Raw genomic sequence first — 25,213 nt, forward strand, 5'->3', positions numbered from 1 at the left:
GACCTGCCGGGTCAGTTCAAGATCACTTGTTGATCTTGGTGACCTGGCCGGCGCCCACGGTCCGGCCACCCTCACGGATGGCGAACTTCAGGCCCTCTTCCATGGCGACGGGCTGGATGAGCTCAACGGTCATCTCAGTGTTGTCGCCCGGCATGACCATCTCGGTGCCCTCGGGGAGGGTCACGACGCCGGTCACGTCCGTGGTACGGAAGTAGAACTGCGGGCGGTAGTTGTTGAAGAACGGCGTGTGGCGGCCACCCTCGTCCTTGGACAGGATGTAGGCCTGCGCCTCGAACTCGGTGTGCGGGGTGACCGAGCCCGGCTTGATGATGACCTGGCCGCGCTCGACGTCCTCGCGCTTGATGCCACGGAGGAGCAGACCGACGTTCTCACCGGCCTGGCCCTCGTCGAGCAGCTTGCGGAACATCTCGATGCCGGTGACCGTGGTGGTGGTCTTCTCGGTCTTGATGCCGATGATGTCGACGGTCTCGTTGACCTTGAGGACACCACGCTCGATACGGCCGGTGACGACCGTACCGCGACCGGTGATGGTGAAGACGTCCTCGATCGGCATCAGGAACGGCTTGTCGACGTCGCGCTCGGGCTCCGGGATGGAGGTGTCGACGGCGTTCATCAGGTCCAGGACCGACTGGGTCCACTGGGCGTCGCCCTCGAGCGCCTTCAGCGCGGAGACACGAACGACCGGCAGGTCGTCGCCCGGGAACTCGTACTCGGAGAGGAGCTCACGGACCTCGAGCTCGACGAGCTCCATGATCTCCTCGTCGTCCACCATGTCGGCCTTGTTCAGGGCGACGACGATGTACGGAACGCCGACCTGGCGGGCCAGGAGCACGTGCTCCTTGGTCTGCGGCATCGGGCCGTCGGTGGCGGCGACCACGAGGATGGCGCCGTCCATCTGCGCCGCACCCGTGATCATGTTCTTGATGTAGTCCGCGTGACCCGGGCAGTCGACGTGGGCGTAGTGACGCGCCTCGGTCTGGTACTCGACGTGCGCGATGGAGATGGTGATACCGCGCTGGCGCTCCTCGGGCGCCTTGTCGATGTTGTCGAACGGGGTGGCCTCGTTCAGCTCCGGGTACGCGTCGTGCAGCACCTTGGTAATGGCGGCCGTGAGGGTCGTCTTACCGTGGTCGATGTGACCGATGGTGCCGATGTTGACGTGCGGCTTAGTCCGCTCGAACTTCGCCTTCGCCACTGGGGTCCTCCTGTGGAGTGGTTCTGTACGCCTTACTTCATCGGCGCCAGGTGATCTTTGCTGGATGGCCCGGATCCCCGGGGCACTCCTCCGCGATTGCGGCGGAATGCCCCGCGAGGCTCCGGAGTCAAGCCTACGGCGTGTAAACGGAGAGTGTTACTCGCCCTTGGCCTTCGCGATGATCTCCTCGGCGACGTTCCGCGGAACCTCGGCGTAGGAGTCGAACTGCATCGAGTAGCTTGCGCGACCCGAGGTCTTGCTACGGAGGTCGCCGACGTAGCCGAACATCTCCGACAGGGGCACGAGGCCCTTCACGACGCGGGCACCGGCCCGCTCCTCCATGGCCTGGATCTGGCCACGGCGGGAGTTGATGTCGCCGATGACCTCACCCATGTAGTCCTCGGGCGTGGTGACCTCGACGGCCATCATCGGCTCGAGCAGCACGGGCGAAGCCTTGCGCGCGGCCTCCTTGAAGGCCTGCGAACCGGCGATCTTGAAGGCGAGCTCGGAGGAGTCGACCTCGTGGTAGCCACCGTCGATCAGCGTGACGCGCACGCCGGTCATCTCGTAGCCCGCGAGGATGCCGAACTGCATGGCCTCCTGCGCACCGGCGTCCACCGAAGGGATGTACTCCTTCGGGATACGGCCACCGGTCACCTTGTTCACGAACTCGTACGAGGCGTCGCCGCCCTCGATGGGCTCGATCGCGATCTGCACCTTGGCGAACTGACCGGTACCACCGGTCTGCTTCTTGTGGGTGTAGTCCACGCGCTCGACGGCCTTGCGGATCGTCTCGCGGTAGGCGACCTGCGGCTTGCCGACGTTGGCCTCGACCTTGAACTCACGGCGCATACGGTCGACCAGCACCTCGAGGTGCAGCTCGCCCATACCACCGATGATGGTCTGGCCGGTCTCCTCGTCCGAGTGGACCTGGAAGGACGGGTCCTCCTCGGCCAGGCGCTGGATCGCGACGCCCAGCTTCTCCTGGTCACCCTTCGACTTGGGCTCGATGGCGACCTGGATGACCGGCGCCGGGAAGTCCATGGACTCCAGGATCACCGGCTGCTTGTCGTCGCACAGCGTCTCACCGGTCGTGGTCTGCTTCAGACCCATGACGGCGATGATGTCGCCGGCGCCCACCGAGTCGATCTCCTCACGCTTGTTCGCGTGCATGCGGTAGATCTTGCCGATGCGCTCCTTCTTGCCCTTGACGGAGTTCAGCACCGAGGTGCCGGACTCCAGGCGGCCCGAGTAGACCCGGACGAAGGTGAGCTTGCCGAGGTGCGGGTCGCTCATGATCTTGAACGCCAGCGCCGACAGGGGCTCGTCGTCGGACGGCTTGCGCTTGACGACCGTCTCCGGGTCCTTGACGTCGTGGCCCTCGATGGCCTCGACGTCCAGGGGGGAGGGGAGGTAGCGCACGACCGCGTCGAGCAGGGGCTGAACACCCTTGTTCTTGAACGCGGTGCCGCAGAACACCGGGGTGACCGTGGTGTCCTTGGACTTGCCGGACGCGATGGTGATGCGACGGATCGCGGCGTACAGCTGCTCCACGGAGGGCTCGGTGCCCTCCAGGTACAGCTCCATGATCTCTTCGTCGTTCTCGGCCACGGCCTCGAGCAGCTTGCCGCGGTACTCCTCGGCAGCCTCGGTGTGCGTGTCCGGGATGTCGACGACGTCGTACATCTCGCCCTTGGTGGCCTCGGCGGACCAGACCAGGGCCTTCATCGTCACCAGGTCGACGACGCCCTTGAAGTCGGCCTCGGCACCGATCGGGAGCTGCATGACGATCGGCTGGGCACCCAGGCGGTCGCTGATCATGTCGACGCAGCGGTGGAACTCGGCACCGGTCCGGTCGAGCTTGTTGACGAAGCAGATACGCGGAACGCCGTAGCGGTCCGCCTGACGCCACACCGTCTCGGACTGGGGCTCAACGCCGGCGACGCCGTCGAACACCGTCACGGCACCGTCGAGCACGCGCAGCGAACGCTCCACCTCGACGGTGAAGTCGACGTGGCCCGGCGTGTCGATGATGTTGATCGTGTGGTCGACGTCTTCCAGCGGCCAGTGACAGGTGGTGGCAGCAGAGGTGATCGTGATGCCACGCTCCTGCTCCTGCTCCATCCAGTCCATGGTGGCAGCGCCGTCGTGGACCTCACCGATCTTGTACGACACACCGGTGTAGAACAGGATCCGCTCGGTGGTGGTCGTCTTGCCCGCGTCGATGTGGGCCATGATCCCGATGTTGCGGACCTTGGCCAGGTCAAGTGAAGTGGTAGCCATAAGGCTTCAGTCTTCTCTCGGTCTCGATGTGGGTAGCGACTACCAGCGGTAGTGCGCGAAGGCCTTGTTGGACTCGGCCATCTTGTGCGTGTCCTCGCGCTTCTTCACAGCGGCACCAAGGCCGTTGGAGGCGTCGAGAAGCTCGTTGAGCAGACGCTCGGTCATGGTCTTCTCGCGACGGGCGCGGGAGTAACCGACCAGCCAGCGCAGCGCGAGCGTGTTGGCACGACCGGGCTTGACCTCGATCGGAACCTGGTACGTCGCACCACCGACACGGCGGGACTTGACCTCGAGGGTCGGCTTGATGTTCTCCAGCGCGCGCTTCAGCGTGATGATCGGGTCGTTGCCCGTCTTCTCACGCAGACCCTCCATGGCGCCGTAGACGATGCGCTCGGCGGTGGAGCGCTTGCCGTTCAGCAGCACCTTGTTGATCAGGGAGGTCACCAGAGGAGAACCGTAAACCGGGTCGATGATGACCGGGCGCTTCGGGGCGGGGCCCTTACGAGGCATTCTTACTTCTCCTTCTTGGCGCCGTAGCGGCTGCGGGCCTGCTTGCGGTTCTTGACACCCTGGGTGTCGAGCGAGCCGCGGATGATCTTGTAGCGAACACCCGGCAGGTCCTTCACACGGCCGCCGCGCACGAGCACGATGGAGTGCTCCTGCAGGTTGTGTCCCTCACCCGGAATGTAAGCGGTGACCTCGATCCCGCTGGTCAGACGCACACGCGCGACCTTACGCAGGGCCGAGTTCGGCTTCTTCGGGGTGGTCGTGAACACACGCGTGCAGACGCCGCGACGCTGAGGGGAACCCTCGAGTGCGGGCGTCTTGTTCTTCTCGACCTTGTCCTGCCGGCCCTTGCGGACCAGCTGCTGGATCGTAGGCACTACTTCTCCGGTTTCTGTGTGCCGATGAGTACAGCTAACCTGGAACTTCGCCGACCCACGCGGTCGGGTGTGTCGAATCCGGCAGACTCCCGCCGCCAAGCGGAAAGGGCGCAGATTACGGTGGCCAATGACGGCTCGCTATGCGGTTTGAAGGCACGCACGAGAGCCAGGGCACACCCCAGGCACAAGGTCTGAGCGTACCTACCTCACGGACTTCGGTCAAAACAAATGGAGTGCACCCTCCCACGCCGAGTGCCCCAGGTCACCCCCCGCGATACACCCCGGTTGCCACCGGCTTCTAAACGATCTTGCGCCATTGGCCGGTTCGCGCTCTTCCGCGCTCGGCTCCCGCGCGCTTTCTGTACGTTGATCCGTCCGCTGCGGGGATTCGGGGGGCCGAACATGACGACGTGGACGCCGACGTACTCAACGGACGACGGCAGTCTGGACGACCGCGTGCCGTTTCTGGCCCGGCTGGAGAGCGAGGACCGCTCGGCACTGCTGGCCCTCGGCCGCTCCCTGGACTTCACGCCCCGCATGGTGCTGATCCGCCAGCACGAGCCGTCGGCGCACGTACTGTTCCTGGTGCACGGCTGGACGAAGGTCACCGCCTCCGCCGCCAACGGCTACGAGGCCCTGCTGGCGCTGCGCGGCCCCGGCGACATCGTCGGCGAGTCGGCCGCGCTGACCGGGCGCTCGCGGTCGGCGACGGTCACCGCGCTGGAGCGGGTGCGGGCGGTGGCGGTGGAGCGTGAGCGCTTCCGGGACTTCCTGGGCCGCTCCCCCGACGTCTCCTTCGCCCTGCTCGGCCTCACCGCGGACCGCACCCGCGCGGCCGACCGGCGCCGGCTGGAGTTCGCCTCGCTGAGCGTGCGGGAGCGGTTCGCCATCCTGCTCCTGGACCTGGCCCGCACCCACGGCCGCCGCACCCCGGCGGGCATCGAGCTGGCCGTACCGCTGAGCAAGCAGGAACTCGCCGGTTCGGTGGGCGCCTCCCGCGAGATGGTGCAGCGTCTGCTGAAGGAACTGCGGGACAAGGACGCCGTCGCCACCGGCCGCCGCACGATGCTGATCATGCGCCCGGACATCCTGCGCCGCATCGCCGCTACGGACCCCGCCGCGGCCATCCCCTCGCCACCGGGGCCCAGCGAACACTGAGGCACCGCCGGGCGGCCGGCCCGGGAGCACCTCCGGCCACACCCGGCACAGGCGTCCCCGTACGCCTTCTGTGCACCCCGTCACACTCCGAGTGGGTCATCCGCCCTCACAGGGGCGCCCGCACGACCAGCAGTCTTCTGGTCTGCCCGCCCCACCCCTCGAGAGGCGACGATGACCGACCCCGTGATCCGGACGATCCTGCTGCTGGACATCGAGAGGTTCAGCGACCGGGACGACGTGGAGCAGGCCTATCTCCGGCGGATGCTCTACGACATCACCGACCGCACGCTGGAGAGCGCGGGCGTCGACGAGACCCGGCGGCTGCGGGCCGACCGCGGGGACTCCGTGATGGAGCTGATCGACGCGGGCGCCCCGGTGACCGCGCTGCTGCGGGCCCTGCTCACCGAGGTACCGGCCCAGCTGCGGACCGTCAACCGCATGGCGTCCCGCTCCGCGCAGATCCGTCTGCGCGGCGTCCTGGCCACCGGCTACGTCGCCGTCGACGAACACGACGGCTGGGTCGGCTCCGACCTCAACCACGCCTGCCGGCTGCTGGACGCGGACGTCCTGCGGGCCGCCCTGCGGGAGCGCCCCGGCGACTTCGCCCTGTGCGTCTCCGACGCCCTGCACGGGGGCGTCGTACGCCACGACCACCCGGGCATCCCGGCCGCCGACTTCCACCGGGTGACGGTGGCGAGCAAGAACGGGGCCCTGACGGCGTGGCTGCACGGGCCGGTGCCAGAAGACGTGGAAGAAGACGCGCAGGACGCGACGGACCACCGTGATACGGGGGAGGGGGAGGCGCCGGGCGGATCGGGGGACCGCCCGGCGCCGCGGGTCCCGCAGCAGGGCGGGGCCCCCGAGGACCGCCCGGCGCCGGAAGGACACAGGGGAGCCCCGGCGCCGGGTGCCGTCTTCAACTTCAACGGCGGCGCGCCGTCGTTCGGCGGCAGCCTGGTCGGCGGCGACCAGCACGGCGTCAGCGGCGGCCGGGTCGACGGGGACGTCAGCCTGGGCGGCCACGAGCGGGGCGGGCGCGCGTGAGCACCCCGGAGCAGCCGGAGAGCGGCAGACCGGCCCCCGCGCCCCCCGCGGAGCCCGGTGAGCCGCCCGCCCCGGACGAGGACCGGCCGCGCGCCGCCGAGGCCGACGACGAGCGCGACCAGCCGCAGGACGCCTGGGCCGCCCGGCGCGACCTGATCGACCACAGCCCGCGCACCATGAACGTCGGCGACCGGGCCCGCTTCGGCGGCGGCCTGGCCGGCCGTGACCAGCACGCCGTCAGCGGCGGCCGGGTCACCGGCGACGTCATCATGGGCAGCAAGACCGAGTACCACTTCGCGATACCGGGCCTCTCCGCGCCCGCCGCCGCCTCCGGCGAGGTCCCGCGGATCACCCTGGAACGGCTGGCGCGGACCTTCGTCGCCGACGAGGACCTCATGACCGGCCTGCTGGAGCGGCTGCGCCGCGACCGGGTGCTGGTCCTGTCCGGCGCCCGCTTCACCGGCCGGCGCACCGCCGCCCTGATGCTGCTGCACCGCCTGGTCGCCGGTCCCGTCCGCACCCTGGTCCGCGACACCGACCCGAGCGCGCTCGCCGAGCAGTTCGGCGCCGACGACCAGGCCCGCGGTTACGTCCTGTGCGACCTCGCCACCCGCCGCGACCGCCCGCTGCGCGAACCGCACCTGCTCGCCGCCAGGGACCGCCTCGCCGAGCGGGACGCCTATCTGGTCGTCACCCTGGGCCCCACCGCCGTACTGGAGGACGTGCCGGCGCAGGAGTGGCAGCCGCCCGCGACCGCCGACGTCCTCGCCGCCCACCTGCGCGACCGCGCCGACGAGACGACCACCGAGAAGCTGCTCGGGCTGACGGCCGTGACCGAGTTCCTGGAGCGCGGGCACCAGCTGCGCGAGGTCGCCGCCTTCGCCCAGGTTCTCGGCCGGTACGCGGCCGGGGAGGCCTCCGAGCGGGCGGTCGCCGACTTCTCGCTGGGCTCCCTGGAGAACCAGGTCCAGGAGTGGTTCGAGGAGGACGAGAGCGCGATCCACCTGCGCGACAAGGCGTTCCTCGTCGCCCTCGCCGCCTTCGACGGCGGCCCCTACCCGCTCACCGCCGAGCTGAGCGACCTGCTCTACCGCTTCCTGCAGGAGACCGAGAATCCGGCCCGCGTCCCCGAGGTACCCGTCTTCGGCACGCACATCGGCAAGCGGCTCCAACTGGCGCGCGCACGCAAGTACGAGGAGGACGAGCACACCGAGTGGGGCCCGGTCACCCAGCAGAAGGCCGCGTTCCGCGACGAACGGGCCTCCCTGGTGCTGCTGCGCGAGGTGTGGACCGGCCACCCGTCCGCCCGGCCCGCCCTCATCCACTGGCTGCGCCGCCTCGCCGACGACGGCCGCCCGCTGGTGCGCACCCGCGCCGCCTCCACCGTCGCCGTCCTCGCCCGCACCGACCTGCCCTCCGCGATGGCCCTGGTCATCGAACCGTGGGCGACCTCCAAGCGGTTCCGGCAGCGGCTGGTCGCGGTCAACGCGCTCACCCTCGCCCACCTCATCGACACGCCCAACATCCCGCGCATCCTCGACGCCTGGTGCGAGGACGACGACGCCCGACTGCGCTGGGTGGCCGTGCGGTCGTACGGCCTGATCGGCCCCGAGCGCCCCGAACAGGCGCTGTCCGCGCTGCGCGGAGCCGTACGGCGGCTGTACGAGGACGGGCCCGACGACCTCGACGAGTCGATGTCCCGCGAACTCGCCGAAGCCGCGCAGCTGCTGCTGCTGTCCCCCGCCAGCGACCGGGTCCTGGCCGAGCTGCGCACCCACCTCGACGACGACCGCGCGGTGCGCGACCTCACCCTCGCGGGCTTCGTGGGCGCCTGCCGGCGCAAGGAGGGCGACGAGCGCTACGGCACCCCGCTGGTCCTCTCCTGGTACGCGCGCGCGGCGACCGCCGGTGACGCCCCGGCGCAGGACATCCCGTACCTGTGGCGGGCCGCGCTGGCCGACCAGGGCTCCACCCGCTCGGCGCTCGACGTGCTGCGCGAGTGGGTGCTGATCGCCGACCGCGCCTCCGCCACCGAGTGGGCGCTGGCCGCCCTGCTCCCCGCCCTCGTCACCACGCCCGTCGAACACCAGCGGCTCAGCCACCTGCTGCGCACCATGCCCGGCGAGGACGGCGATCCCCCGCCCCTGGTGGCGGCCCGCCTGCTGACCACGCTTCCCACCCGCTGACCCGCGCGCCCGGACGTTCGCGGGCCGCCCCAGGAGATCCGCTCATGCCCACCTTCCGCCAGCCCGAGTGGCAGCAGCAGGCCGACCGGCACTCGCAACTGATCGACCCGGTCCTGACCGTCCGCCAGCTGTCCCGCTTCGAGTTCAGCCTCAAGTCCTACGTCCGCATCGACAACGCCCTGGTCTTCTCCACTTCCCAGGGCGGCTACGAGGCGTACCTGCCGCCCCGGCGACCGACCCGCGCCGACATCGTGGCCAACCACTACACGGCCGTGTACGAGGTGGACATGGGCGTGCACCCGCACACCTCCGACCTGCTGCTGCCCAGCGACAACGACGCGTTCGAGTTCACGGCCGCGGTCGACCTGTCCTGGCAGGTGCTGGACCCGGCCCGGTTCGTGGCCACCGGGCACCGGGACGTGCCCGCACTGCTGCTGGGCGAACTCCAGCAGGCGGCCCGGCCGGTGACCCGCCGGTTCGCCGTGGCCGACAGCGCGGCGGCGGAGGAGGAGCTGCTGGAGCGGATGCGGCTGCTGGGCCCGCTCGGCGCCCCGGCCGGCCTCCAGGTCACCTGGACGCTGCGGCTGCGCCGGGACCAGGCCAACATCGACCACGAGCTGCGCAAGCAGGCCATCGGCCACTCCGCCGCCGAGCAGATCCTCGCCGCCCAGCAGGGCATGGACATCGACGTGGCGGTCGACCTGCGGGGCCGTCAGCAGGACGCGCTGCAGATCGAGCGGGCCATGGCGTACGGCACCCAGCAGCAGGCCTATCTGCTCCAGCAGCAGCAATGGCAGCACCAGCAGGCGCTGCTGGCAGGGCAACAGCAGCTGGAGCTCCAGCGGCTGGAAGCCGAGAAGATCAACTTCTACCAGTACCACCTGCAGCAGGGCGGTGTGCACGCCTGGGCGCTGCATCTCGCCCAGCACCCCGAGGACTCCCGAGTCGTCATGAGCAGCCTGCGCGACGACCAACTCCGCATGATCCAGGCACAGATGGACCTGGTGAAGCAGTTGCTGGCCGGGGACGCGGCGGAGAACTGGGAGTTGGAGGGCCCCAAACAGCTGGCCCTGCGCACGGTCAACGACATCCTCAACCAGCGCCTGCCGGGCGTACCGCAGACACCGCCCCCCTTGGCGCCGGGCGAGGGACCGGCCTACCCGGGGCCGCCCGCCCCCGGCTCCGGCTCCGGGGACGAGGAACAGGACCCCGGCCCGGTGGGCACCCCTCCGAGCCCCGCGGCCGGTTTCCCGAATCCGTACGGAACCCCCGCCGCGCCGCCCCTCCCCGGTCCCTACGGAGCGGGTCCCTACGGAACGCCCGGTTCTGGCGTCTTCCCCACGCCCGCGTTCCCCTCCGCTCCCCCTGCCGCGGGCGCCTTCCCCCCGCCCCCGCCGACGCCTCCGGCGCCGTACCCCGGGATGCCGACCACGGCACCGGCACCGCCGCAGGCACCGCAACCGCCCGCGTGGCAGCCGCCGCCCGGGTACGGGAGTGCTCCGACCCGGCCCGACGAGGACCCGGAGGGCGGCGGCGCATGACCGGCACCGCGCCCGGGCCCGCCCCCACCACCCCGCCGCCGGAGCCGCCCGACCCCGCCGAGCTCGTCCCGTTGTGCGAGCGGCTCCTCACCGAGCTGCGCAACGAGGTCGCCCGGGCCGACAGCAAGGCGTCCGTGCTGGTCGCGGCGCTCGGGATGACCGCGGGCGTGTTCAGCGGCCTGCTGGCCGGGCAGGACTGGACGCCTTCCGAGCTCTCCGGGCCCGCAACGGCGTTGTGGTGGGCCGGCACCCTGGCGCTCGGCCTGTCGCTCTTCGCCCTGCTGCTCGCCGTCCTGCCCCGCTTCCGTTCGGGGACATGGGCGCCAGGCCGCCCTCTGTCGTACTTCGGCGACATCCAGCAAGCCGTCCGGATGGGCCGGCTGGAGGCCGCGCTCGGGGACACCCGGCGCGACCCGACGACCGGGCTGACGGCGGCCCTCGCCGAGATGAGCCGTATCGCCGCGCGCAAGCACCAGTGGATCCGCACCGGCCTGATCGCCTTCTGCACCGGCACGGTCCTGCTGCCCGCCTCGCTGCTGATCGGCTGACCCACCAGCACCAATCTAAGGAACGACCATGACCCAGCCGCCGCCCTCGCCATCGGAGTACCCGGGGTACCCGCACCCGCCGCAGTACCCGCAGGCCGCACCCCAGTACCCGCAGCAGGCCGCTCCGCAGTACCCCCAGGCCGCACCCCAGTACCCGCAGCAGGCCGCACCCCAGTACCCCCAGACCCCCATACCGCCCCAGTACCCGCAGACTTCGCTCACGCCCCCCGCCGCCCCTCAGGCCGCACCGCCTGCGCCGGCTCCGCAGGACACCGCCCACCCGCACCACATCAGCACCGACGCCCGCCGCGTCCACCTCTCCAACCAGCAGCGGCGCACGGACGCCACAACGGTCGGCGCGCTCCTGCTCTACCTGCCGAACTTCCTGTGCAGCCTCTGCGTCGTCGGACTGCTCTCCGCCTTCTTCGGCGAGCTCGCGTTCCTCGTGATCCTGCTCTGGCTCGCCAGCGGCGCACTCGTCTTCCACCGGCCCACGGAAAGCGCCCTCGCGCGCCATCTACTCCGTTTGCGCTACCCCACTCCACAAGAACGAGCCAAACTCGAACCGGTCTGGCGGGAAGTCACGGCCCGCGCCGGGGTGGAGGGCCGCAACTACGAACTCTGGGTCGAGGACAGCGACGCCCTGAACGCGGTCGCCGCGGCGGGCCACATCGTCGGGGTCACCCGGTTCGCCATGAACAACCTCCCCAACGGCGAACTGGCCGCCGTCCTGGCGCACGAGCTGGGCCACCACGTGGGCGGCCACGCCTGGTCCGGCCTGCTCGGCTACTGGTACGCGCTGCCCGGCCGCCTCGCCTGGCGTGTCCTGAAGGCCGTCTCCACCGTGGCCTTCCACGTCTCCAAGGCCTTCGGCTGCTTCGGCGTCGCCTTCGTCGTGCTGGGCGTCGGCGGCCTCGCCATGGCGACCATCAGCACGCTGTACGGCCTCCCGCTGCTGATCCTCGGCGTCCCCTACGCGCTCGCCGCCGTCGGCCGCCGCTCCGAGCTGCGCGCCGACGAGCACGCGGCCGCCCTCGGCTTCGCGCCCATGCTGGTCGGCGTACTGCACAAGCTGCACCAGCAGGAGGAACAGGAAAAGGCCGCGCTCACCGCGCGCAACGGCGGCGTCCCCGTCGAGGAGAGCTCCCTGGCCAAGCTGCTGTCCTCGCACCCGGACCACCACACGCGGCTGCACCACCTGCAGCCGTACCTCCAGCAGTACGGCTGACAGCCCCTGACAGCCCGGCGAGGAAGCCCGCTCATCCGGGCGGAGTCACCTCACATGCGGGCCTGGCCCCCGGCGCACAGACTGGGGCCATGCCCGCACCGCAGGCGCCGCCGTCCGAACGACAACCGACGCCTCCGCCTCCGCGACCGCCGAAGTTCGCGTTCCTGGAGAAGGCGGCGTACATCGCGGCACCGGGGACCGTCGTCATCGGCCTGCTCTACTACTTCGGCAGCATCTACACGCAGTCGTACAACAGCACCCTCGGCGTCGTCTCGAGTGATCTCCAGATCTCCTTCCAGAGCGTCGTGGCCCAGAGCCCCGAGGCGATCTTCCTGCCCGTGTACTACATGCTGCTCGCCGGGATGATCGTCCTGCTGTGCCTCGGCGGGGTGGGGCACTGGCTGGCCCACCCGGAGCACGCGGTCTGGCGCCGCAGGGCTTTTCGTCTGCTGCTCGGTGTCGGCGTCGTGCTGATGCTGGCGGGCGTTCAGGTCTTCTCCTCCGACCGGCTGCTGATCCCATTGCCCCCGGAGGGCCGGGCGCGCCAGTTCCTGCCGTCCCTCGTGGTGGCGCTGGGCGCGACGCTGGCCTTCTTCGCCGTCCTGCTGCACCTGGGCCAGGACAGGAGGGCGGGAACCCGACAGGGCGGGACCGGCGACCGGCTGTGGCTGGCGGCCGGTGCCCTGCTCATCGGGCTGCTGTCGATGAGCCTGTTCTACGACATGTCGCGGTACGTGGACGCGGCTGGCCACTCGAAGGCCGTCGAGGAGGCGGAGGGCGGTTACCGGAAGAGCCTGCGCGTGGTGGTCCACTCGCGAGTGCTGCTCCCCCACCACGCCCCGAGCATCAAGCTCAGGGATCTGGGCGACAAGCGCGGACCGTACCGGTACGAGTACATCGGCTTTCGGATCATCGCGAAGGCCCCGCACCGCTTCTATCTGGTCTCCTACGCCTCGCGCTACTACAAGAACCGCGTGGTGGTGGAACTGCCCGACGACGGCAACGCGTGGGTGGAGATCCGCGGCACGTAGGGCCGGTGGCGCTCAGGGGAGATCGGTCACGCCGGGCGAGGAGACACCCGTGTCGTCGGGCGTCGAGGCCGACGGGTCCCCCGTGTCGGGGTCGGTGAGCGAGGGCGTCGAAGGCTGTGGGGTCGTCGAAGGCTGCGGGGTCGTGGAGCCCTGGGTGTACGAGCTCGACGGCGAGGATCCGATCGCCTCTCCGGTGATGGTCGCGGTGAGCGTGCGGCCCTGTGAGGTCACGGCGGTCAGCTGCCCGGTGTACTGCCCGGGCGCTGACGCGGTGTGCTGAAGGTCGGCCACACAGGTGCCGCCGGGCGGCAACTCGACGTTCTGGCAGCCGCTGACCGAGATCGACCCGTTGTCGGTGGTGGCGGTGATGGTCCGCAGGGTGTCGCGCTGATCGGTGCTGTTGACGAAGGCGACCTTGCCGCCGGCCGGTTCACCCACGTTCGCGGTGGGCACCTTGATCGCCGCCGCGCCGCCGCCCCCGCTGTCCTGCTCCGGAAAGAGGGACCCCAGCGGGTCGTCCGCGCCGGCCGAGGTCGACGCCCCGGTCCCGGTGTCCCCGCCCTCGGTCCGCGCGGTCCCGGTCGGAGTGTCCCGCGTGGCCGCACCGCCCGGTTCCTTCTCCTTGCATCCGGCGGTAGCCGCCAGCGCGGCGACCACCGCGACCGCGGCCAGGCCACGGGCCATCACAGACGCCATGGCGTCGGCACCTCCGCTCCGGTGGGCTCGGGCCCTCAACCTCGCACACCGCCCACCGACAGCCCGCCGACGCCGCCCGCCGGCACCATGTGATCACTCGAAAGGACACCCGGACAACGCCGAAGGGCGGCCACCCCGTAACGGAGTGGCCGCCCTTCATACTGCTCGCTTACTGGTTGTACGGACCGTAGTCGTAGTCCTCCAGCGGAACGGCCTGGCCGGAGCCCGTGCCGAACGGCGAGTAGTCGATGTCGTCGTAGCCGACGGCCGAGTACATCGCGGCCTTGGCCTCCTCGGTCGGCTCGACCCGGATGTTGCGGTAGCGGGACAGACCCGTACCGGCCGGGATGAGCTTACCGATGATGACGTTCTCCTTGAGGCCGATCAGGGAGTCGGACTTGGCGTTGATCGCCGCGTCCGTGAGGACCCTGGTCGTCTCCTGGAAGGACGCCGCCGACAGCCAGGACTCCGTGGCCAGCGAGGCCTTGGTGATACCCATGAGCTGCGGACGACCGGAGGCCGGGTGACCGCCCTCCTGGACCACACGACGGTTCTCCTGCTCGAACTTCGAGCGCTCGACCAGCTCGCCGGGCAGCAGCTCGGCGTCGCCGGACTCGATGATCGTCACACGGCGCAGCATCTGCCGGATGATGATCTCGATGTGCTTGTCGTGGATCGACACACCCTGCGAGTTGTACACCTTCTGGACCTCGCCGACCAGGTGGACCTGGACGGCACGCTGACCCAGGATGCGCAGCACGTCGTGCGGGTTGGTGGCACCCACGGTGAGCTTCTGGCCCACCTCGACGTGCTCGCCCTCGCTGACCAGGAGTCGGGCGCGCTTCGAGATCGGGAACGCCGTCTCGTCGCTGCCGTCGTCCGGGGTGACGACGATCTTCTTGGTCTTCTCGGTCTCCTCGATCCGGACGCGGCCCTGGGCCTCGGAGATCGGGGCGACACCCTTCGGGGTACGGGCCTCGAAGAGCTCGACGACACGCGGCAGACCCTGGGTGATGTCGTCACCGGCCACACCACCGGTGTGGAAGGTACGCATCGTCAGCTGGGTACCGGGCTCACCGATGGACTGGGCGGCGATGATGCCGACCGCCTCACCGATGTCGACCAGCTTGCCGGTGGCCAGCGAGCGGCCGTAGCACATGGCGCAGGTGCCGACGTGCGACTCGCAGGTCAGGATCGAGCGGGTCTTGACCTCCTCGACACCGTGGTGCACGAGCTGGTCGATGAGCACGTCGCCGAGGTCCACGTTGGCCGGCGCGATCACCTTGCCGTCGATGACGACGTCCTCGGCGAGCATACGGGCGTAGACGCTGGTCTCGACGTCGTCCGCCTTGCGCAGCACACCGTCGGCGCCGCGGTTGGCGATCCGCAGCTTCAGACCGCGCTCGGTGCCGCAGTCCTCCTCGCGGATGATGACGTCCTGCGAGACGTCCACCAGACGACGGGTCAGGTAACCCGAGTCGGCGGTACGCAGGGCGGTGTCCGCCAGACCCTTACGGGCACCGTGCGTGGAGATGAAGTACTCCAGCACGGACAGGCCCTCACGGAAGGACGCCTTGATCGGACGCGGGATGGTCTCGTTCTTCGCGTTCGACACCAGACCGCGCATACCGGCGATCTGCCGCATCTGCATCATGTTTCCTCGGGCACCCGAGTCAACCATCATGAAGATGGGGTTGGTCTTGGGGAAGTTCTCGTTCATCGCCTCGGCGACCTCGTTGGTCGCCTTGGTCCAGATCGCGATGAGCTCCTGCGTGCGCTCTTCCTTGGTGATCAGACCGCGCTCGTACTGCTTCTGGACCTTCTCGTCCTGCGCCTCGTAGCCCTTGACGATCTCCTTCTTCGCCTCGGGAACGACGACGTCGGAGATGGCCACGGTGACGCCGGAACGGGTCGCCCAGTAGAAGCCGGCCGCCTTCAGGTTGTCGAGCGTCGCCGCCACGATGACCTTGGGGTAGCGCTCGGCCAGGTCGTTGACGATCTCGGAGAGCTGCTTCTTGCCCACCGAGTAGTCGACGAACGGGTAGTCCTCGGGCAGCAGCTCGTTGAAGAGCGCGCGGCCCAGGGTGGTGCGCAGCCGGAACGAGTCACCCTGCTGCCACTCGGGCTCGCCCTCCTCGCGCGCCGGCGGGGTCCAGCCGCGCGGCGGGATGGTGCCCACCGGGAAGCGGATGTCGATCGTCGACTGCAGCGCCAGCTCGCCGGCGTCGAACGCCATGATCGCCTCGGCCGTGGAGCCGAACGCGCGGCCCTCGCCCTTGGTGTCACGCAGCTCGCCGTCGGTGGTGAGGAAGAACAGACCGAGGACCATGTCCTGGGTCGGCATCGTCACCGGACGGCCGTCGGCGGGCTTGAGGATGTTGTTCGAGGACAGCATCAGGATGCGGGCCTCGGCCTGCGCCTCCGCGGACAGCGGCAGGTGCACGGCCATCTGGTCACCGTCGAAGTCCGCGTTGAACGCGGTGCAGACGAGCGGGTGGATCTGGATGGCCTTGCCCTCGACCAGCTGCGGCTCGAAGGCCTGGATGCCGAGGCGGTGCAGGGTGGGCGCACGGTTCAGCAGAACCGGGTGCTCGGCGATGACCTCTTCGAGGACGTCGTACACGACCGTACGGCCGCGCTCCACCATGCGCTTGGCGCTCTTGATGTTCTGCGCGTGGTTGAGGTCCACGAGCCGCTTCATCACGAACGGCTTGAAGAGCTCCAGCGCCATCGCCTTGGGCAGACCGCACTGGTGCAGCTTCAGCTGCGGACCGACGACGATCACGGAACGCGCGGAGTAGTCCACACGCTTACCGAGCAGGTTCTGACGGAATCGACCCTGCTTACCCTTCAGCATGTCGCTGAGGGACTTCAGCGGGCGGTTACCGGGACCGGTGACCGGACGGCCGCGACGGCCGTTGTCGAACAGCGCGTCCACGGCCTCCTGGAGCATGCGCTTCTCGTTGTTCACGATGATCTCGGGGGCACCGAGGTCGAGAAGGCGCTTCAGTCGGTTGTTGCGGTTGATCACACGGCGGTACAGGTCGTTCAGGTCGGAGGTCGCGAAGCGGCCACCGTCCAGCTGCACCATCGGACGCAGGTCCGGCGGGATGACCGGCACGCAGTCGAGCACCATGCCCTTGGGGCTGTTGCTGGTCTGCAGGAACGCGGAGACGACCTTCAGGCGCTTGAGCGCACGGGTCTTCTTCTGGCCCTTGCCGGTACGGATGATCTCGCGGAGGCGCTCGGCCTCCTCGTCGAGGTCGAAGGACTCCAGGCGCTTCTGCAGCGCCGCGGCACCCATCGAACCGTCGAAGTACGTACCGAAGCGGTCCCGCAGCTCGCGGTAGAGCAGCTCGTCGCCCTCGAGGTCCTGGACCTTGAGGTTCTTGAAGCGGGTCCACACCTCGTCGAGGCGGTCGATCTCGCGCTGCGCACGGTCGCGCAGCTGCTTCATCTCACGCTCGGCGCCCTCGCGCACCTTGCGGCGCACGTCGGCCTTGGCACCCTCGGCCTCCAGCTCGGCCAGGTCGGCCTCGAGCTTCTTGGCCCGGCCTTCCAGGTCGGCGTCGCGGCGGTTCTCGATCTGCTGCCGCTCGACGGAGACGTGCGCCTCCAGGGAGGGCAGGTCACGGGTGCGGCGCTCCTCGTCGACGTACGTGATCATGTACGCCGCGAAGTAGATGACCTTCTCGAGGTCCTTGGGAGCCAGGTCGAGCAGGTAGCCCAGACGGCTCGGGACACCCTTGAAGTACCAGATGTGCGTGACGGGGGCGGCGAGCTCGATGTGGCCCATCCGCTCACGACGCACCTTGGCGCGGGTGACCTCGACGCCACACCGCTCGCAGATGATGCCCTTGAAGCGGACGCGCTTGTACTTGCCGCAGTAGCACTCCCAGTCCCGGGTCGGACCGAAGATCTTCTCGCAGAAGAGTCCGTCCTTTTCGGGCTTGAGGGTGCGGTAGTTGATGGTCTCGGGCTTCTTGACCTCGCCGTGGCTCCACTGACGGATGTCGTCAGCGGTGGCCAGGCCGATCCGGAGCTCGTCGAAGAAGTTGACGTCGAGCACTATGCGTCAATCCCTCTCAGGGTCGAAAGTCTTTGGTCTGATACGGGGGCCTGGGGGTCGGCGGGGCCCTGTGGGTGAGGGCCCCGCCGGACTCCCGTCAGACCTCTTCGACGCTGCTCGGCTCGCGCCGGGACAGGTCGATGCCGAGCTCCTCCGCAGCGCGGAAGACGTCCTCGTCGGTGTCACGCATCTCGATGGACATACCGTCGCTGGACAGCACCTCCACGTTCAGGCAGAGCGACTGCATCTCCTTGATGAGCACCTTGAAGGACTCGGGGATGCCGGGCTCGGGGATGTTCTCGCCCTTGACGATGGCCTCGTAGACCTTCACGCGGCCGGTGACGTCGTCGGACTTGATGGTCAGCAGCTCCTGGAGGGCGTACGCGGCGCCGTATGCCTCCAGCGCCCACACCTCCATCTCGCCGAACCGCTGGCCACCGAACTGGGCCTTACCACCCAGCGGCTGCTGGGTGATCATCGAGTACGGGCCGGTCGAACGGGCGTGCAGCTTGTCGTCGACCAGGTGGTGCAACTTCAGGATGTACATGTAGCCGACCGAGATCGGGTCCGGGAACGGCTCACCGCTACGGCCGTCGAACAGCCGCGCCTTGCCGGACGGGAGCACCATGCGCTCGCCGTCGCGGTTCGGGATGGTGTGCTGCAGCAGACCCGCCAGCTCGTCCTCACGCGCACCGTCGAACACCGGGGTGGCGACGTTGGTGCCGGGGGCGACGCTGTCGGCGCCGATGACCTGCAGACGCTGGGCCCACTCGTCGGCGAGACCGGAGACGTCCCAGCCGCGGCTGGCGAGCCAGCCGAGGTGGATCTCCAGAACCTGTCCCGGGTTCATTCGGGACGGCACGCCGAGCGGGTTGAGGATGATGTCGACCGGAGTTCCGTCCTCGAGGAACGGCATGTCCTCGATGGGCAGGATCTTCGAGATGACACCCTTGTTGCCGTGACGGCCGGCGAGCTTGTCACCGTCGGTGATCTTGCGCTTCTGCGCGACGTACACGCGCACCAGCTGGTTCACACCGGGGGGAAGCTCGTCGCCCTCCTCGCGGTCGAAGACGCGCACGCCGATGACCTTGCCGGTCTCGCCGTGCGGCACCTTCAGCGAGGTGTCACGGACCTCACGGGCCTTCTCACCGAAGATCGCGCGCAGCAGGCGCTCCTCGGGGGTCAGCTCGGTCTCACCCTTGGGGGTCACCTTGCCGACGAGGATGTCACCGGCGATGACCTCGGCACCGATACGGATGATGCCGCGCTCGTCGAGGTCGGCGAGGACCTCCTCGGAGACGTTCGGGATGTCCCGGGTGATCTCCTCGGGGCCGAGCTTGGTGTCACGGGCGTCGACCTCGTGCTCCTCGATGTGGATCGAGGAGAGGACGTCGTCCTGCACGAGGCGCTGCGACAGGATGATCGCGTCCTCGTAGTTGTGACCCTCCCACGGCATGAACGCCACGAGCAGGTTCTTGCCCAGCGCCATCTCGCCGTTCTGGGTGGCCGGACCGTCGGCGAGGACCTGGCCCTCGATGATCCGGTCACCCTCGTTGACGATGACCTTCTGGTTGACCGAGGTGCCCTGGTTGGAACGGGCGAACTTGGCCAGGCGGTACGTGATGTACGTGCCGTCGTCGTTGGCGGTGGTGATGTAGTCCGCGGAGACCTCCTGGACCACACCCGCCTTCTCGGCCTTGACCACGTCGCCGGCGTCGACGGCGGAGCGGTACTCCATGCCGGTGCCGACGAGCGGGGACTCGGACTTAATCAGCGGCACGGCCTGACGCATCATGTTCGCGCCCATGAGGGCACGGTTGGCGTCGTCGTGCTCGAGGAAGGGGATCATGGCGGTCGCGACCGACACCATCTGGCGCGGCGAGACGTCCATGTAGTCCACGTCGTCACCGGCGACGTAGTCGACCTCGCCGCCACGACGGCGGACCAGGACGCGGTTCTCGGTGAACCGCAGGTCGTCGTTGAGGGTGGCGTTGGCCTGCGCGATGACGAAGCGGTCCTCCTCGTCGGCGGTCAGGTAGTCCACCTCGTCGGTGACCTGGCCGTCGACGACCTTGCGGTACGGCGTCTCGACGAAACCGAACGCGTTGACGCGGCCGTACGAGGCGAGCGAACCGATCAGACCGATGTTCGGGCCTTCGGGCGTCTCGATCGGGCACATGCGGCCGTAGTGGGACGGGTGCACGTCACGGACCTCGAAGCCGGCCCGCTCACGGGAGAGACCACCCGGGCCGAGCGCGGACAGACGACGCTTGTGCGTCAGCCCGGACAGCGGGTTGTTCTGGTCCATGAACTGCGAGAGCTGGCTGGTGCCGAAGAACTCCTTGATGGAGGCGACGACCGGCCGGATGTTGATCAGGGTCTGCGGCGTGATCGCCTCGACGTCCTGAGTCGTCATGCGCTCGCGGACGACACGCTCCATACGCGCCAGACCCGTACGGACCTGGTTCTGGATGAGCTCGCCGACGCTGCGCAGACGACGGTTGCCGAAGTGGTCGATGTCGTCGGTCTCGACGACGATCGAGCCGCCGCTGTCGCCCGTCGTCTCGGTCTCACCGGCGTGCAGCTTCACCAGGTACTTGATCGTCGAGATGATGTCCTCGACGGTCAGGATGCCCGCGTCGAGCGGAGCGTCCGCACCCAGCTTCTTGTTGACCTTGTAGCGGCCGACCTTGGCGAGGTCGTAGCGCTTGGGGTTGAAGTACAGGTTCTCGAGCAGCGTCTGCGCGGCCTCACGCGTGGGGGGCTCGCCCGGGCGCAGCTTGCGGTAGATGTCGAGCAGCGCGTCGTCCTGGCCCTGGGTGTGGTCCTTCTCCAGGGTGGCGCGCATGGACTCGTACTCGCCGAACTCCTCGAGGATCTGCTCGGTCGTCCAGCCGAGCGCCTTCAGGAGGACGGTGACGGACTGCTTGCGCTTGCGGTCGATGCGGACACCGACCATGTCGCGCTTGTCGATCTCCATCTCCAGCCAGGCACCCCGGGACGGGATGATCTTGGCGGAGAAGATGTCCTTGTCGGACGTCTTGTCGATGCTGGAGTCGAAGTAGACACCCGGCGAACGGACCAGCTGCGACACCACGACACGCTCGGTGCCGTTGATGACGAAGGTGCCCTTGTTCGTCATGAGCGGGAAGTCGCCCATGAAGACGGTCTGGGACTTGATCTCGCCGGTCTCGTTGTTGGTGAACTCGGCCGTCACGAACAGGGGAGCGGCGTACGTGAAGTCGCGCTCCTTGCACTCGTCGATGCTGTTCTTCGGCGGCTCGAAACGGTGGTCGCGGAAGGTCAGCGACATCGACCCGGAGAAGTCCTCGATCGGGGAGATCTCCTCGAAGATCTCCTCGAGGCCGGACTTGGTGGGGACGTCCTGACCGTTCTCGAGAGCCTCCTCGACGCGAGCCTGCCACGCGGTGTTACCGAGCAGCCAGTCAAAGCTCTCGGTTTGCAGCGCGAGAAGGTTCGGAACCTCGAGGGGCTCCTTGATCTTTGCAAAGGAGATGCGCAGCGGGGCAGTGCTGGCGCCGTTGTTCGTATTCGCGGTCGAGGCGTTGCGCGAGGCGGCCAAGAGGGGGTCCTTCCGAGGGCTCGGACTCACTACGCGCGTACCGGCCCCTCTCCCACACATGGAGACAGGTTGTCCCTGTTTGGCCGAGGGGCCAGGTCAGGGAGCGTTTGTCGTCGATGCTCGGGTGAGGGCAGACCCCTGGTGACGGGCAGGGGACAGCTAACAGGCAGCGCAAAGGGTCAGTGTAGCCACTTGGCACACTGATGTCCAGTGCGGGTTTTTCGAGACCCTCGCTGTGCTCACCGCTCTTCTCAACGCCCTCGGCATGCTGCCCTCAACGCACGTTGATACTGCCCTCTTCGTCGTCGATCCATGCCTCGGATTCGGATCCTTGTGACGACGCGTCCTGAGAATTGCGCGCTGCGTGCGGTTCGTCAAGGCCCCCCTGGCCCGAACCGGGGTGCCCGGGGACAAGACGAAGATCACCTTACCCCTCACCATCTGCGGTGCAAGGCAACCGTGGCCGGACCCCGAAAACGCCGAAGAGCGACCACCCGGATGGATGATCGCTCTTCGGTGCGTGACCGTTACAGCCCTAGCGGGCCGTTCCGGCCGTCGCGCAGGTCTTACTTGACCTCGACCGAGGCGCCGGCGCCCTTGAGGGACTCGGCGGCCTTCTCGGCGGCGTCCTTGGCGACCTTCTCGAGAACGGGCTTCGGGGCGCCGTCCACGAGGTCCTTGGCCTCCTTCAGACCCAGGGAGGTCAGCTCACGCACGACCTTGATGACCTGGATCTTCTTGTCGCCGGCACCGGTGAGGATGACGTCGAACTCGTCCTTCTCCTCCTCGACCGGGGCGGCGGCGGCCGGACCGGCCGGGCCCGCGACGGCGACCGCGGCGGCGGCGGTGACGTCGAACTTCTCCTCGAAGGCCTTCACGAACTCGGAGAGCTCGATGAGGGTCATCTCCTCGAACTGCGCGAGCAGGTCTTCCTGGCTGAGCTTCGCCATGGTGGGCGATCCTTCCACTAATTCGGCTGGTGCCGGATGTACATGTTTGGCGGGCGTACGTTCGGCCCGCTACGACCACTGCCTCAGGCGGCGGCGGTCATTTCGCGAGCCGAGTTACTCGGCACCGCCCTGCTCGTCCTGCTTGGCGCGAAGGGCGTCCACGGTGCGGACGAGCTTCGAGGGAAGCGCCTGGAAGAGCTGCGCAGCCTGGGACTGCTTGCCCTTGAAGGCACCCGCCAGCTTGGAGAGCAGAACCTCGCGGGACTCGAGGTCCGCAAGCTTCTTGATCTCGTCGGCGGACAGCGCCTTGCCGTCAAGGACACCGCCCTTGATGACGAGGTTGGGGTTGTCCTTGGCGAAGTCACGAAGACCCTTCGCCGACTCCACCGGGTCACCGGTGACGAAGGCAACCGCCGTCGGACCATTGAACAGGTCGTCGAGCGTCGTGATCCCGGCCTCGTTGGCCGCAATCTTGGTCAGCGTGTTCTTCACCACGGCGTACTGGGCGTTCTCACCGAGCGAACGGCGCAGGTTCTTGAGCTGCGCCACGGTGAGACCCCGGTACTCGGTCAGCACGGCGGCGTTCGAGCTGCGGAACTGCTCCGCGAGCTCGGCTACCGCGGCAGCCTTGTCGGGCCTTGCCATAGAGCGTCGGCCTCCTTCCGGGTGATGAGACCGCTCGGAAGGGGCTGCGGAAAACGAAACGCCCCGGCACAGGTGCTCGGGGCGGACTCGACCGGCCGCATGCGCGAGGACGCGCGTGCTCCGGGAGCTCTTCCACTGTCACCTGCGCGGGTCGTCCGCATTTCAGCGGATCCTTCGGCCACCGCACCCTCCTCGGAGCGCACAGCGACGACCAGCGGTCTTTGGCTTCTGTAGGAGAGTACGGGAACGGGTCGCAGTGAAGCAAATCCGCCCGTTCGGCCCTCCCCGTGCGCCCTTCCGGGTCAGCTCTTCCCGGTCTTCACGGGCTTGAGCCGCTTGGTGAGGTCCGCGGTGTCCGAGGCGGGCGGGGCCTTGACCGCCACCCGCTTGTCGTAGGCGAGGAAGGTGATCGTGAGGTCGAGCTCGCCGTGGCGTCCCATGCCCCGCAGACGCACCTGCCTGGCCCGGTCGTCGGGGCCGACCCAGAGGTCCATGGTGAGTTCGTCGACGCCCAGCGTGCGGTAGGGCCTCAGGCTCCTGCCGGGCTTCACCTTCGCCTTGATCGCGTCGAGGGTGGCCGTGCCGGTGTAGTGGGTGGCGCGTACGCCGTCGACGGTCTCGCTGCCGGCCTTCTTCACGTCCTTCGCCGCGGTCAGGAAGGAGGCCTCGGCGGCCGGGTTCCGGCCGGCCTCGTCCCGCAGGTTCCTGGTGTTCAGGACCAGGACGTCGTCGAGCTTGCCGCGCTCCAGGGCGCCGTAGCAGACCCAGTGCTTGCCGTGCTCGGGCTTGGTGGAGCCGTAGAGCACCCTGCCGATGAGCCGCATCTCGTTGGTGCCGGGGTGCTCTCCGCCGATCACCCGGGTCTTCAGGCTGCTGGCCTTCGGCCCGTACGAGGCCTCGGCACGGATCCGGCCCTGCTCGGGTATCCGCCCGGTCATGCGGTAGCGCAGGGAGGTGAGGCCGGCGGTCTTCTGCGCGGCCCGGGCGACGGCCCCGGCGGGCGTCGCGGGGTCCGACGAGGAGTCGTCCCCCTTCGTACAGCCGGCCGCTCCCGCGGCGAGCAGCACAGCGGCGAGCGCGACAGCCCCTGCGGACGGCCTCATCAGTCCCCCGAATCACACACACAGTCGACGCACAACAAGGCCGTGAGCGTAACGCGGGGGACGTGAGAGGGCCGGTGGTTTTCCGAAGCCGGGGGATCAGGAGCCGGTGCCGCCCGTCACGGTCCCGCTGGCCTTCATCAGGTCCTTGAAGTCCTTGGTGTCACTGGCCGGCGGCTCCTCGGCGGAGACCTTCACGCCGTAGTCGGTGTAGTACGCCGTGCTGGTCATGGCGCCGTTCGCGGTGTCCGCCTTCTCGACCTTCTTGACCAGCAGGTCCTGGTCGTTGATCCAGATGTCGACGGTGTCCGTGGTGACGCCGGCCTGGCTGAGCTGCTTCTTCAGGTCGGCGAGCTGGGAGGCGCTGAGGTTGCTGCTCTTGTCGGCGAGGTCGGCGACGTTCACCGTGCCCGAGTAGTGGGTGGTGTGCACGCCGGCCACCTTCTCGTCGCCGACCTTCTTCACGTCGCCGGAGGCCAGCAGCATCTTCACCGACTGGTTCGGGGTGGTGTTCTGCATCTGGTCCTTGAGGTACGCGCCCGAGCCGCCGGCGAGCTTGGCGAGGTCGTCGTACGCGTACTTGATCCAGTGCTTGCCGCCCGTCTGCTCGGCGAACTTCTCGCTCATCTTCGCGTAGTAGGCGTCCGGCAGATAGCGGGCCTCCATCGACGTCGAGCCGAGCTGGCGCATCGCGTCGGCCATCTGGCCGCCGGTGTACGTGATGGTGAGGTTGCCCCGCAGCCCGTCGCCCCAGGCGAGGGCGCCGTCTGCCGTCATGGACATCGCGTCGCCGATGGACGTGGTGGAGCGGACCTTGGCCGACTCGGCCTTGTCGGTGGACTTCTCCGCCGAGCGCAGCGCGGCGATGGGGCTGACGTGCGTGACGCTCTTCCCGCCCGCCTTGCCACCCTTTGCGGAGTCTCCGTCGGAGGAGCCGCAGGCGGCCACCCCCGTCAGCGCGGTCACCACCGCTATCGAGAGGGTCACCCGGCGCACGGTCGTGCTCTTCATCTCGTCCCACCCCTATGCGAGTTCTGTGCCTGCACCGTAA

At 68.8% G+C, this 25,213-nt stretch carries 18 protein-coding genes; 7 read left to right on the forward strand and 11 right to left on the reverse strand.

All coding sequences use genetic code 11. The features are described from left to right. Positions 1-22: 22 nt before the first annotated feature. The 4 genes from tuf to rpsL all read right to left on the reverse strand — a co-directional run bounded on the left by tuf (position 23) and on the right by rpsL (position 4,383). Positions 23-1,216, reverse strand: a complete 1,194-nt coding sequence (tuf, locus tag ACZ7L0_RS07950) for an elongation factor Tu (RefSeq protein ID WP_471241537.1) — start codon at positions 1,214-1,216, stop codon at positions 23-25. Between the two features lie 156 nt (positions 1,217-1,372). Further along, positions 1,373-3,499: an elongation factor G gene (gene fusA / locus ACZ7L0_RS07955; protein ID WP_471241538.1), complete on the reverse strand. Its 2,127-nt coding sequence runs from the start codon at positions 3,497-3,499 to the stop codon at positions 1,373-1,375. A gap of 39 nt (positions 3,500-3,538) precedes the next feature. Further along, the gene (gene rpsG, locus ACZ7L0_RS07960; RefSeq protein WP_003992340.1) at positions 3,539-4,009 is read right to left on the reverse strand and encodes a 30S ribosomal protein S7; all 471 of its coding nucleotides are present in this window, start codon (positions 4,007-4,009) and stop codon (positions 3,539-3,541) included. Positions 4,010-4,011: 2 nt separating this feature from the next. Beyond that, a complete protein-coding gene (rpsL, locus tag ACZ7L0_RS07965) occupies positions 4,012-4,383 on the reverse strand; it encodes a 30S ribosomal protein S12 (RefSeq protein ID WP_003948652.1) in 372 nt (123 codons plus the stop codon). A 402-nt stretch (positions 4,384-4,785) separates the two neighbouring features. Between rpsL and ACZ7L0_RS07970 the strand changes: the two genes are divergently transcribed. The 7 genes from ACZ7L0_RS07970 (at position 4,786) to ACZ7L0_RS08000 (ending at position 13,119) form a co-directional block, all read left to right on the forward strand. Next, positions 4,786-5,541: a Crp/Fnr family transcriptional regulator gene (locus ACZ7L0_RS07970; protein WP_471241539.1), complete on the forward strand. Its 756-nt coding sequence runs from the start codon at positions 4,786-4,788 to the stop codon at positions 5,539-5,541. Between the two features lie 171 nt (positions 5,542-5,712). Beyond that, positions 5,713-6,585, forward strand: a complete 873-nt coding sequence (locus tag ACZ7L0_RS07975) for a hypothetical protein (RefSeq protein ID WP_471241540.1) — start codon at positions 5,713-5,715, stop codon at positions 6,583-6,585. After that, the gene (locus ACZ7L0_RS07980; protein WP_471241541.1) at positions 6,582-8,771 is read left to right on the forward strand and encodes a hypothetical protein; all 2,190 of its coding nucleotides are present in this window, start codon (positions 6,582-6,584) and stop codon (positions 8,769-8,771) included. The genes ACZ7L0_RS07975 and ACZ7L0_RS07980 overlap by 4 nt, the downstream gene beginning before the upstream one ends. A gap of 44 nt (positions 8,772-8,815) precedes the next feature. Continuing rightward, a complete protein-coding gene (locus ACZ7L0_RS07985; protein WP_471241542.1) occupies positions 8,816-10,312 on the forward strand; it encodes a hypothetical protein in 1,497 nt (498 codons plus the stop codon). Further along, positions 10,309-10,860, forward strand: a complete 552-nt coding sequence (locus tag ACZ7L0_RS07990) for a Pycsar system effector family protein (RefSeq protein ID WP_471241543.1) — start codon at positions 10,309-10,311, stop codon at positions 10,858-10,860. Before ACZ7L0_RS07985 ends, ACZ7L0_RS07990 begins: the two co-directional genes overlap by 4 nt. 28 nt (positions 10,861-10,888) lie before the next feature. Then, complete coding sequence (locus ACZ7L0_RS07995) at positions 10,889-12,088, forward strand: M48 family metalloprotease (protein WP_471241544.1); 1,200 nt, start codon at positions 10,889-10,891, stop codon at positions 12,086-12,088. A gap of 89 nt (positions 12,089-12,177) precedes the next feature. Further along, a complete protein-coding gene (locus ACZ7L0_RS08000) occupies positions 12,178-13,119 on the forward strand; it encodes a hypothetical protein (protein ID WP_471241545.1) in 942 nt (313 codons plus the stop codon). Positions 13,120-13,131: 12 nt separating this feature from the next. Here the strand turns inward: ACZ7L0_RS08000 and ACZ7L0_RS08005 are convergent, their stop codons facing one another. From ACZ7L0_RS08005 to ACZ7L0_RS08035, 7 genes are all read right to left on the reverse strand, one after another. Next, positions 13,132-13,815: a hypothetical protein gene (locus ACZ7L0_RS08005; protein ID WP_471241546.1), complete on the reverse strand. Its 684-nt coding sequence runs from the start codon at positions 13,813-13,815 to the stop codon at positions 13,132-13,134. Between the two features lie 169 nt (positions 13,816-13,984). After that, positions 13,985-17,884: a DNA-directed RNA polymerase subunit beta' gene (locus ACZ7L0_RS08010; RefSeq protein ID WP_471241547.1), complete on the reverse strand. Its 3,900-nt coding sequence runs from the start codon at positions 17,882-17,884 to the stop codon at positions 13,985-13,987. A 97-nt stretch (positions 17,885-17,981) separates the two neighbouring features. Next, positions 17,982-21,467 carry a DNA-directed RNA polymerase subunit beta gene (gene rpoB, locus ACZ7L0_RS08015; protein ID WP_471241548.1) on the reverse strand — a complete coding sequence of 1,162 codons (3,486 nt, stop codon included), beginning with the start codon at positions 21,465-21,467 and terminating at the stop codon, positions 17,982-17,984. 566 nt (positions 21,468-22,033) lie between these two features. Continuing rightward, positions 22,034-22,417, reverse strand: coding sequence for a 50S ribosomal protein L7/L12 (rplL, locus tag ACZ7L0_RS08020; protein WP_094215523.1), 384 nt, complete (start codon positions 22,415-22,417; stop codon positions 22,034-22,036). Positions 22,418-22,531: 114 nt separating this feature from the next. Further along, positions 22,532-23,062 (reverse strand): 50S ribosomal protein L10, encoded by a 531-nt coding sequence (gene rplJ / locus ACZ7L0_RS08025; protein WP_471241549.1) that lies wholly within the window; start codon positions 23,060-23,062, stop codon positions 22,532-22,534. 302 nt (positions 23,063-23,364) lie between these two features. Further along, a complete protein-coding gene (locus ACZ7L0_RS08030; RefSeq protein ID WP_471241550.1) occupies positions 23,365-24,165 on the reverse strand; it encodes an SCO4651 family lipoprotein in 801 nt (266 codons plus the stop codon). A 96-nt stretch (positions 24,166-24,261) separates the two neighbouring features. Then, the gene (locus ACZ7L0_RS08035) at positions 24,262-25,173 is read right to left on the reverse strand and encodes an SCO4651 family lipoprotein (RefSeq protein ID WP_471241551.1); all 912 of its coding nucleotides are present in this window, start codon (positions 25,171-25,173) and stop codon (positions 24,262-24,264) included. Positions 25,174-25,213 lie beyond the last annotated feature (40 nt).

This window comes from Streptomyces sp. NPDC039424 (assembly GCF_055639495.1).